Raw genomic sequence first — 259 nt, 5'->3', positions numbered from 1 at the left:
ATGCTGGAGTCACAAGGCATTGAAATTATTCAGGGATATGATCCTTCACAGCTAGAGCCCGCACCGGATTTGGTGGTGATTGGCAATGCCATGAGCCGGGGCAACCCATGCGTTGAGTATGTGCTGAATAAAAACCTGCGTTATACCTCAGGCCCGCAATGGTTACAGGAATTTTTGTTACATGACCGCTGGGTACTGGCGGTGGCGGGTACCCATGGTAAGACCACGACAGCCAGTATGCTGACCTGGATTCTGGAAG

Annotated in this window: 1 protein-coding gene; it reads left to right on the top strand. The window is 51.4% G+C overall.

From position 1 onward, the window contains the following. Positions 1-259 (top strand): Mur ligase domain-containing protein (locus R0J87_RS21940; protein WP_498888956.1); only part of this gene is annotated, 259 nt, incomplete at both ends.

The organism is Halomonas sp. SIMBA_159 (genome assembly GCF_046536035.1).
Taxonomy (GTDB): Bacteria; Pseudomonadota; Gammaproteobacteria; order Pseudomonadales; family Halomonadaceae; genus Vreelandella; species Vreelandella venusta_A.
The sequence above is the reverse complement of the archived record's forward strand: the minus strand, read 5'-3'. Positions and strand labels throughout refer to the sequence as shown.